General features: G+C 71.4%; 9 protein-coding genes. 4 read left to right on the top strand and 5 right to left on the bottom strand.

The annotated features are described in order from the left end of the window. From ACPOLA_RS18965 to ACPOLA_RS18955, 3 genes are all read right to left on the bottom strand, one after another. The coding region (locus tag ACPOLA_RS18965) for a hypothetical protein (RefSeq protein ID WP_435772068.1) at positions 1 to 686 on the bottom strand (686 nt) is incomplete at its 3' end. 5 nt (positions 687 to 691) lie between these two features. Beyond that, positions 692 to 1144 (bottom strand): hypothetical protein, encoded by a 453-nt coding sequence (locus ACPOLA_RS18960; protein ID WP_435772067.1) that lies wholly within the window; start codon positions 1142 to 1144, stop codon positions 692 to 694. 49 nt (positions 1145 to 1193) lie between these two features. Then, positions 1194 to 2810, bottom strand: a complete 1617-nt coding sequence (locus ACPOLA_RS18955) for an FAD/NAD(P)-binding protein (protein WP_435772066.1) — start codon at positions 2808 to 2810, stop codon at positions 1194 to 1196. A 176-nt stretch (positions 2811 to 2986) separates the two neighbouring features. Between ACPOLA_RS18955 and ACPOLA_RS18950 the strand changes: the two genes are divergently transcribed. Together ACPOLA_RS18950 and ACPOLA_RS18945 are read left to right on the top strand one after the other, a co-directional pair. Next, positions 2987 to 3799, top strand: coding sequence for a protein kinase domain-containing protein (locus ACPOLA_RS18950; RefSeq protein ID WP_435772065.1), 813 nt, complete (start codon positions 2987 to 2989; stop codon positions 3797 to 3799). Between the two features lie 8 nt (positions 3800 to 3807). Next, positions 3808 to 5439 (top strand): hypothetical protein, encoded by a 1632-nt coding sequence (locus ACPOLA_RS18945; protein WP_435772064.1) that lies wholly within the window; start codon positions 3808 to 3810, stop codon positions 5437 to 5439. Positions 5440 to 5487: 48 nt separating this feature from the next. Here ACPOLA_RS18945 and ACPOLA_RS18940 read toward each other — a convergent pair whose 3' ends face one another. Further along, positions 5488 to 6465, bottom strand: coding sequence for a protein phosphatase 2C domain-containing protein (locus tag ACPOLA_RS18940; RefSeq protein WP_435772063.1), 978 nt, complete (start codon positions 6463 to 6465; stop codon positions 5488 to 5490). Further along, complete coding sequence (locus ACPOLA_RS18935) at positions 6462 to 7163, bottom strand: vWA domain-containing protein (RefSeq protein ID WP_435772062.1); 702 nt, start codon at positions 7161 to 7163, stop codon at positions 6462 to 6464. The genes ACPOLA_RS18940 and ACPOLA_RS18935 overlap by 4 nt, the downstream gene beginning before the upstream one ends. 156 nt (positions 7164 to 7319) lie before the next feature. Here ACPOLA_RS18935 and ACPOLA_RS18930 point away from each other — a divergent pair, with 156 nt between their 5' ends. Together ACPOLA_RS18930 and ACPOLA_RS18925 are read left to right on the top strand one after the other, a co-directional pair. Continuing rightward, on the top strand, positions 7320 to 8657 hold the full coding sequence (locus ACPOLA_RS18930) for a protein kinase domain-containing protein (protein WP_435772061.1): 1338 nt from the start codon (positions 7320 to 7322) through the stop codon (positions 8655 to 8657). A 10-nt stretch (positions 8658 to 8667) separates the two neighbouring features. After that, on the top strand, positions 8668 to 9111 hold a 444-nt coding region (locus tag ACPOLA_RS18925; RefSeq protein ID WP_435772060.1), incomplete at its 3' end, for an FHA domain-containing protein.

Raw genomic sequence — 9111 nt, 5'->3', positions numbered from 1 at the left:
GCCGGTGGCGCCGGAGGAGCGGCGGCGGGGGGCGCGGGGGCCGGCTGCGGGGCCGGCTCGGGCGCTGCCGGCTGGGACGCTGCGGGCTGGGACGCTGCCGGCATCTCGCCGGTCTCCTCGGCACCGTGCTGGTCCCCGGTCATCTGGTCGGTGGGCTGGACCGGCGGCGCGGCGGCGACCATGCTCCCGCCGTCCGCGCCCGCGACGTCGAGAGACGCCACGGAGAACGACCCGGCGGGCACGACCCCGCCGTCCAGGCGGTACGACGAGCCGTCGGCCGGCGCCTCGGCGCCGGCCAGCGTCACGCGGATCGCCCCGACCGGCCACGGGATCAGCCGCTCCACCCAGGCGAGGCTGTCGGCGCCCGAGATCTCCTGGTCGTCCACGGTGACCCGGACGTCGCCGTCCACGAAGACGGCCAGTCCGGTGGTGTGCGGCGCGAGCGCCGCGAAGCCGGGGGACTGGTCGACCGCGGTGGACAGCATCAGCGCGTAGCCCCGCACCAGCTGGCGGCCCTGGCCACCGTTCGCGGCGACCATCCGTGCGTGCTCGAGGTAGGGCTTGACCACGTCGGGGTCGGTGGAGCCGACGAGGAGGACGACCGGCCCGATCCGCGCGAGGGTGCCCTCGCCGGGTCCGGGGACGACGACCGCTCGGGTCCACTCGTCTGCAGAGGCTGCGGTCATGGCTTTCACACGATCCTTCCACCGAAGAAGCGCCAGCGGATGAAGGGCACCCGCATGGGGCCGTTGGTCCAGACCCAGATAACGATCCAGATCACGGAGAAGTCGATGAAGAACGCCCAGAACACCGATGCGGGCGGGTTCTCCACGTCGATGCCGGGGATCCAGCCCAGCTCCAGGAACAGCCAGACCAGCGCCCCCTCGTTGAGAGCCGTGATCAGGCCGAACATCGTCGGCCAGTCCTTCTCCCACCGCAGCTGCTGGATCGCGTGGTAGACCAACTCCCAGAGGACGCCGAGGACCAGCACGGTCCCGAGGATGGCGTAGGTGATCTTGTAGCTCTCGCCGTCGAAGCCGAAGCCGCCGGGAAGGATCGGCGTCAGCACGAACGTGATCAGGCCGCCGAACACCACCAGCATGAAGACGCGGGTCTGCAGGCGACCGTTGAGGGTGGGCAACATCAGCTGGCTCCTTCGCAGTGCTCGTGGACGGGGACGGTCAGCGCGGCGCTCACGGCGCCTTCCCTGCCAGCCACTTCCACCACTGGACCGTCGAGCGGACCGGCCCGATGCGCTTGCCGAAGCCCCGCTTCGCGAGGTCCTGGTAGATCTCCTGCGCCGCCACCTGCAGGCCGAGGAAGGTGTCCACGCCGGGGAAGTAGCCGCCGAGGGTCGTGGCGCCGGAGGCGTACATCACGCCGTTGCCGGAGCGGGTGCCGATCAGCTCGAAGGTGCGGTCGACGTTGAGCCGCCCGATCGGGTTGCGGCTCGCGCCACCGTGCTCGAGGAGGTCCTTGAGCAGGCGGTGCTCGGCGATGTCGGCCTCGAGGCCGGTGCAGTCGATGACGAAGTCCGCCTCGATCGGGACGGTGCCCTGCGCGGTGCGGACGTGGTTGACGATCCGGTCGCCGTTGGGCTGCATGTCCTCGACCGTGCCGACCACGCAGGTGTACCAGCCCTCGCGCCGGCCCTGGTTCATCTGCTTCTGCCACAGCTTGCGCCAGGGCGTGTTGGTGCCGCCCATCCGCTTGTAGATCTCGGCCCGCTGCTCGCCCTCGAGCTGGCGGACCTGGGCCTTGAGCTGGCCGCCCCACACCGACTTCGGGTAGTTGAACCCCTGGTAGGCCCAGCCGTCGCCGCCGCGGCGGCGCATCGTCAGCCGCGGCTTCCCGCCGCCGGGCCGAGGGTCGCTCTCGTTGCCGTAGCCGTCGTTGGGCCCGTTGATGTAGGTCCGGAACAGGTGGACGATGTTGGTCTGGGCGCCGTGCAGGAGCCGGTCGTCCATCAGGCGCTGCAGCACGCGGGAGGCGACGATGCCGCCGCCGCGGACCAGCACCGTGCTCGGCTGCTGACGCAGCCGCTCGTAGACGTGCTCGTGCGCCTCGTAGGCGTTGACGATGTGGCGGTAGTCGTTGTGCTCGGTGCGGTAGCGCTGCAGCTCCGGGAGGAACTTCAGGCCGGGGTAGCCGACCGCCACGTGCACGAACTGCGAGCGGAACGCGACGCGCTTGGTCGCCGACGCCCCCTCAGGGGGCGTGAGGATGGTGAAGTAGCCGCCGCCGTACCTGCGGCGCACGATGCGCACGAGGCCCTTGACGAGCATCTCCTGGTAGCCGATCCGGTTGGCCTCGCGCTCCATCGACTCGAAGGCCTGGCCGGCCTTCGGGGTGTAGTAGTCGGCGAAGATCGGCTCCGAGAACAGGTTCCACAGCACCTTCACGTTGCCGGTGCGGAGGAACTCGCTCACGCCGTACGACGGGAAGCCCCAGATGTTGTCCGGGCGGGACGCGGAGTCCGAGCGCAGCCGCTCCGGACGCGGGATCTGCGAGACCCGGGTGAGGTACTCGTAGGTCTGCCACGGGTGGTCGAGGGTGCCGAGGACCCGCATCTGCGACGTGGGCACGCCGGCGATCCGGAGGTAGTCCACGGTGACGAAGCTGCCGATGCCCCCACCGACCGTCACGAAGGGGACGTCGACGATGGGGATCCCGGCGCTCGCGACGAGGTCGTCGGTCCAGAAGTCCGTCTGAAGCATCTGATCGGTCAGGTCGCCCGAGATCGGCTGCGCCGGCAGATAGGTCGAGGGATCGGTGGTGGGCACCACGGATGCTGCAGAGGGATCGATCAACGTGCCTCCTTGGTCTGAGAGCGTCGGGAACGCTACACGGCTACCCACCTGCGTGCGGGCCGAATCATCGAGAACACCCGCATGGATTCGCGGGTTTCGAGGGTGGACGCCGGTGGCACCGTGACATGCTGGAGCCCGGCCGCGCCGCGGCCTGCCCGAGAGCCACGGAGGAACGAGTGCAGGGAATCGCTGACTACGAGTTCGTGCGCCCCCTGGGGGAGTCGAACTACGGCACCAACTACCTCGCCAAGGCACCAGCGCGACTCGGGATCGCTGCTGACGAGGTGGTCGTCAAGGTCATCGCCGGACCGACGTCCGACGACGCCTTCCGCCGGGCGACCCGGGAGCTCAAGCACTTCAGCGTCGCCGACTCCGACCGCCTGGTGGCGGTCTACGACGCCGGCCGCCACGGCGGCGCCTTCTACTACGCGATGGAGTACCTCCCGCTCGGCTCGCTCGAGAGCCCGCACACCGACATCGACACCACGCGCCGGGTCGCCGCCGTCCGCGACGCGGCCCTGGCGGCGCACGCGCTCCACGAGCGCGGCATCGCGCACCGCGACATCAAGCCGGCCAACATCCTGCTCGCCGAGGACGGCGGCCGGCTCGCCGACCTCGGGCTCTCCCAGCTGCTCTCGCCGGGCATGGTGACCACGGGTCTCGGCCAGATCGGCCTCGAGTTCACCGACCCGGCGATCATGCTGGGCGCGCAGGCGTCACGAGCGAGCGACGTCTGGTCGCTCGGCGCGTCCCTGCACTTCGCGATCACCGGCAAGGGGGTGTACGGCGAGCTCAAGGGCACCGAGCCGTTGCTGCTGGTCCGGTCGATCCTGGCCTCCGAGCCCACGCTCGCGGAGGACCTCCCCGCGGCCGCTCGGTCGCTCATCGCCGCGTGCCTGGCCGCCGACGTGACGGCCCGACCGCGGACGGCAGCAGAGGTGGCCGAGAGGGCGTCCGGCCTGGTCGCCGAGCTCGGAACCACGGTCTAGGAGTCACCATGGAGCTTCACGAGACGATCCGGGAGCTGGTCGACGCGCACGGGAAGTCGATCTTCTCCGACGCCACCGGCTTCCGCGGGGTGCTGGACGACGTCCTCGCGGAGGACCAGGCCACCACCGGCGACATCAACCTGCTCGTCGACGCCGTCCGCTTCGACGCGCTCTCGCCGCTGGTCGAGATGATCGACGGCGGTGCCGACCCGGGCCGCGCGGTCGAGGAGGCGGGTCTCCGGCTCGCTCGCAACCGCGGCGGGGACGACCAGGCGGCGTCGAGCTGGGCCTCCGCCGTGCTGGGCTACGCCGCGGGCAAGGTCCCCGAGGCCGTCGTCATGCGCTACCGCTCCAGCCGGCCGGCGTCGTCGCACCTGCCGCCGCCCGGAACGGCAGCACCCGGTGCTCCGTCCGGTCCGCCGGTCCAGTCGCCGCCGTCGACGGTGTGGCCCAGCGGCGGCGTCCCCGGCCAGACCGCCGGTCCGCCGACCGTGCTGCCCGGACACGGCTCCGCCCCGCAGCCGGGGCAGCCCGCCTACGGCCAGCCGACCTTCGCCCAACCCGGCTACGGCCAGTCCGGCGGGTTCGGGCAGCCGCACGGCGCGGGAGCGCCGTCGGCACCTGGTGCACCCTTCGGGTCGCCGGCGGGCTACGGCACGCCGCCGAAGAAGAAGGGCCCCTGGGTCTGGGTCGCCGCCGCCGTCGCCGGCGTCGTGGTGGTCGCCGGTGGGGTCACCGGTGTCGTGCTGGCCACCGGAGGCGACGACAACGGAGGCAAGAAGGCGGGCGGGTCCGGACAGAGCGAGGACGTTCCCGACGTCGACGTCGACCCCGCGGCGATCGACGAGCGCTACAGCAGCCTCGCCACGCGGATCACCTCCGGCGCGACCGAGTGCAAGGCCGGCGAGCCCGGCAGCGGCGAGAAGGAGGCCGTCGAGTGCTCGGTCAACGGCGGCACGCTGCGCCTGGTGACCTACAACGACGAGCAGGCGCTGACGGCCGCGCGGACCACCCGGCTCGACCACCGCGCCGGGACGCTGAGCACCGACAACGGTGCCACCGCGCTCTACCTCTTCGACCCGGCCAACGCCGGCAGCTCCGACCCGGCGCTGGTGTACTGGGACAGCAAGAACGGCCCCCAGGCCGCGACCATCACCAGCACCGGCGGGGCCGAGCTCGACACCCTCAAGGCGGTCTACACCAGCAGCTCGCCGCGGGTCACCGAGCCGGTGAACCCGGGGCACAAGGTGCTCCGCGACTTCATCAACATCAACATGGACGTCTCCACCTGCTCGCGCCAGGCGACCTTCTTCGACGGTGAGACCGAGGAGAACACCTGCAACGTCAACGTCGACGGCGTCGCGGTGAGCGTCGGCCGGTTCAGCACCAAGAAGGGTCTGCGCGAGCACCGGAAGTTCTACAAGAGCCAGTACAACAAGGCCAAGGAGAAGGGCGGAGCGCCGACCTGGAAGTTCGGCGAGGGCCCCAACGAGGGCGCCTACTACGGCTACAGCGACGGCGAGACGGCCACGGTGTACTGGGACTGGAACAACTCCGACTGCCACTGCTACGGCATCGCCTACAACTTCGACGGCGACCTCAAGCTGCTCGAGAACTGGTGGCCCAGCGACCCGAAGTAGGCGGGAGCCGGGCCGGTCGGCCCGGTCGACTCGGCCGGCTCGGCCGGGTCAGCCGCCGTCGCCGACCACCGGCACCGGGACGGTGTCGGCCAGGTCGGGTCGGGCGATGCCGTCCACGTCGGAGCGGACGAGCAGGGCCATCGTGGTGTCGTCGCCGCCCACCTGGGCGGGCTCGGCGAGCCACTCGGGAAGCTGCTCGCGGACCCAGTGCAGGCCCCGGCTCCGGCTGAACTCCAGCAGCTGCTCGCCGGTCTGGCGCCACCAGCCGTCGGAGTCGACCCGGGGCCGGCCGAAGCCGTCGGTGCAGAGGAACACCAGGGCGACGTCGTCGACGCGGGCGTCCACGACGGCGACGCGAAGTGCGTCGAGCGGGCGGGGCTGGCACAGCGAGCTGGTGTGCAGCCCGTCGAGGTCCGGGTCCTCGGGCAGCGGCCGGGACGCCTCGCCGTACGACGACACGAGCACCGAGTCGCCGTCGCCGATCTGGAGGAAGGCGATCAGGTCGCCGACGGCCGCGGCGGCGAGGATGGTGGTGCCGTAGGCGCGGAGGGGGTCGGCGGCGGCGCCCATCTCCTCCTCCGCGGGCGAGTAGGGGTTGGCCTCCAGGTGGTGGCGCACCTTGGTCGCCCAGGTGTCGACCAGGGCGGCGCCCGCACGGGTCAGCAGGTCGACCGCCGCCTCGCCGTTGTCGGGGCCGTCGAGAGCGTCGAGGTCGGGCAGCATCCGGCGCAGCTCCTCGACGGCGCTGACCGCCGCCAGCGCGGAGCCGGTGTCGCTGCGGAAGTGCAGCCTGTGACCGTGGCCGTCGGCGACCGCGACGACCGCCTGACCGCTCTCGTGGTCGCTCCAGGTGAGCACGGAGTCCTGCAGCGGCAGCTGGTCACGGACGTGCACCGAGCCGATCGTCGAGCCAGACAGCGTGGTCCAGCTGGTGCGGTCGGGTTCCCCGCGACCGGGCAGGCCGGTCTCCGTGGTCGGACTCTCGGTGCCCTCCGGCCTCCGATCGCCGACCGGGCCGGTGGTCATGCGAGCGTGCTCCAGATCGGGTCACCGATCGGGCTCGGGGGCGCCGCGTTCACGCCGCTGCCCGGCCCGACGACCGGACGGGACGCGACCTTGCTGGCCGCCTTCGAGGCCCACACGATGTACTCGACCAGCTGCTCGGGGTTGTCGGCTCGCAGCAGCGGGACGTCCTCGTCACCGATGAACCGGCGCAGCGAGTGCATGTCGGCGTCGCGGCCGACGCCGAGCGCCAGGCGGACCGCCGTGGATCCCCACCGGTTGTTGAGCAGCGACTGGAGGCCCTCGGCGAAGGTCACCCCGCTGCTCTGCGTCGGCCGGCCGTCGGAGACCAGGATGATCGCCGGCGGGAAGGCGCTGTTGCTCTCGTCGAGGTTCTCCAGCGCGGTGGCGAGCGACTGCAGGGCGCTGCCGAGCTCGGTGAACCCCCGGGGGACCGCCTCCAGGCGCTTCCAGTGGATCTGGTCGACCGGCGTGGGCTGCTCGATGATCCACTCGGGCTCATTGGCGAACGCGAGCACGCGGATCAGCAGCTCCGCGTGGGGGTTCGCCCGGGCCTCGTCCTTGAGGTGGGGGAGGACCTCGGTGATGGCGTTGTTGAGGGCCTGGATCCGCCCGCCGCGCATCATCGAGCCCGACACGTCGAGCACGAAGATGAAGTGCAGCGGCTTGCGGGCGAGTGCACCGCCGAGCCGGTCGCTCATCGCGGCCCTCCTTCCGATCAGGTCGGGTTTGCGTCGTTCGACCCCAACGCTATCGGTGAACCGGGCGTGGGGACTGCGTTTCAACTTCCCCGGATCTGTCGAGGCTATACATTGGCACGCAGTCGAACTGAGTCGGTACGGAGGTCGGGCACACCCATGGTGCTTGCAGAAGGCGTCGAGGTGGACCTCGGCCCGTTGGGGCGCGCGCGGGTGACCTCTCTCCTCGGGCAGGGCGGCCAGGGCTACGTGTTCGAGGTCCAGCGGGACACCGGAGAGCCCCTGGCCCTGAAGTGGTACAAGCCCGAGAGCGCCACCGCGCAGCAGTACGACGAGATGCAGCAGCTGGTCGAGATCGGCTCGCCCCACCAGCGCTTCCTGTGGCCGCTGAGCATGGCGCGGGTGGCCACCGAGCCCAGCTTCGGCTACGTCATGCACCTGCGCCACCCCCGGTTCCTCGAGCTGAGCTACCTGCTCCTCAACGCCGACCGCGACGGCAACCCGCTCGACGTCTCGTTCTCCTCGATCATCGAGCTGTGCCGCCAGCTGAGCTACAGCTTCCTGCGGCTGCACGCCCGCGGGCTGTGCTACCGGGACATCTCCTTCGGCAACGTGTTCTTCGACCCGGCCAACGGGGACGTGCTGATCTGCGACAACGACAACGTCGGCATCGACAACGGGACGGGGCGGGTGCTCGGGACGCCGTACTTCATGGCCCCGGAGGTGGTGCGCGACACCACCTACCGGACCCTGCCCAACACCGACACCGACCGGCACTCTCTCGCCGTGCTGCTGTTCTACGCCCTCTTCCTCGGCCACCCGCTGGAGGGCGCGCGCACCGACGCCGGCATGCGCGACGCGCACTGGCTGATGACCCACTTCGGCACCGACGCGATCTTCTGCATGCACCCGACCCGCACGGAGAACCGGCCGAGCCAGATCGTCCAGCAGTACTGGAACATCTACCCGCAGTTCCTGCGCGACCTGTTCGTGCAGGCGTTCGTCGACGGGCTCGAGCAGCCCGGCGCGCGGGTCACCGAGGGCCAGTGGATCAAGGCGATGGACCGGCTCCGCGACGGCATGCTCGCCTGTCCGACCTGCGGCACGACCAACTTCTGGAGTCCCGGCACCGACAGCGTGGTGTGCTGGCAGGACCGGACCGAGGTCCGGCCGCCGTACCTGCTGCAGGTGGGACGACGGACGATCGCCGTCGGTCCGCAGACCACCGTCCGCTCCGACCACCTCACCTCCGGCATCGACCACCCCGCGGTCCTGGCCCGGGTTCGCCAGCACCCCGAGCAGCGCGACCGGTGGGGCCTGCACAACGCCTCCGACTTCTCCTGGCCGGTGACCTACCCGGGCGGCCAGAACTTCCTCCTCGAGCCCGACCGGACGATCGAGCTCGTCGACGGCGCCAAGGTGCAGATCCGCAACGCCACCCTGCGGGTCCACAAGCCGGCCATCCCGGCACCGGCGACCGCCGTGGTGAACCCCTAAGGTGGCGCCCATGTCTGCTCTCGTGGTCGAGGTCGACGGGCGCGTCCTCCGCCTCGAAGGCAAGCCCCTCTTCCGCATCGGCCGCGCCATCGAGGCCGACGTCGTGCTCACCGCCGGGTCGGTCTCGCGGCAGCACGCCGAGCTGCGGGCGACCCCGCACGGCTGGCTCCTGGTCGACACCGGCAGCCAGTTCGGCACCTACGTCGACGGCGAGCGGGTCCTGGAGTACCCGATCGAGCAGCGGATCTCCGTGCGGTGCGGTCCGCCGGCGGCCGGAGCCGAGCTGGTCGTCGTGCCCGCGGAGCAGTACGACGACGCGTCTCCGCGCCCGAGCGAGCCCGCTCCGCCGCCCACCGCGGCGGCGGGCAGCCTGCTGGACGAGCCGACCCAGCCGCCGCACCCGGTGCCGCCGGCCGGCCCACCGGCGGCAGCCCCGCCCGGCCCGGCCGCACCC

Source organism: Nocardioides proteolyticus (assembly GCF_051280635.3).
Taxonomy (GTDB): domain Bacteria; phylum Actinomycetota; class Actinomycetes; order Propionibacteriales; family Nocardioidaceae; genus Nocardioides.
The sequence above is the reverse complement of the archived record's forward strand: the minus strand, read 5'-3'. Positions and strand labels throughout refer to the sequence as shown.

Bases quoted from the DNA above. Each gene is read 5' to 3' on its own strand.
- ACPOLA_RS18945 (WP_435772064.1), top strand. From the start codon at position 3,808: ATGGAGCTTCACGAGACGATCCGGGAGCTGGTCGACGCGCACGGGAAG.
- ACPOLA_RS18930 (WP_435772061.1), top strand. From the start codon at position 7,320: ATGGTGCTTGCAGAAGGCGTCGAGGTGGACCTCGGCCCGTTGGGGCGC.
- ACPOLA_RS18935 (WP_435772062.1), bottom strand. From the start codon at position 7,163: ATGAGCGACCGGCTCGGCGGTGCACTCGCCCGCAAGCCGCTGCACTTC.
- ACPOLA_RS18960 (WP_435772067.1), bottom strand. From the start codon at position 1,144: ATGTTGCCCACCCTCAACGGTCGCCTGCAGACCCGCGTCTTCATGCTG.
- ACPOLA_RS18940 (WP_435772063.1), bottom strand. From the start codon at position 6,465: ATGACCACCGGCCCGGTCGGCGATCGGAGGCCGGAGGGCACCGAGAGT.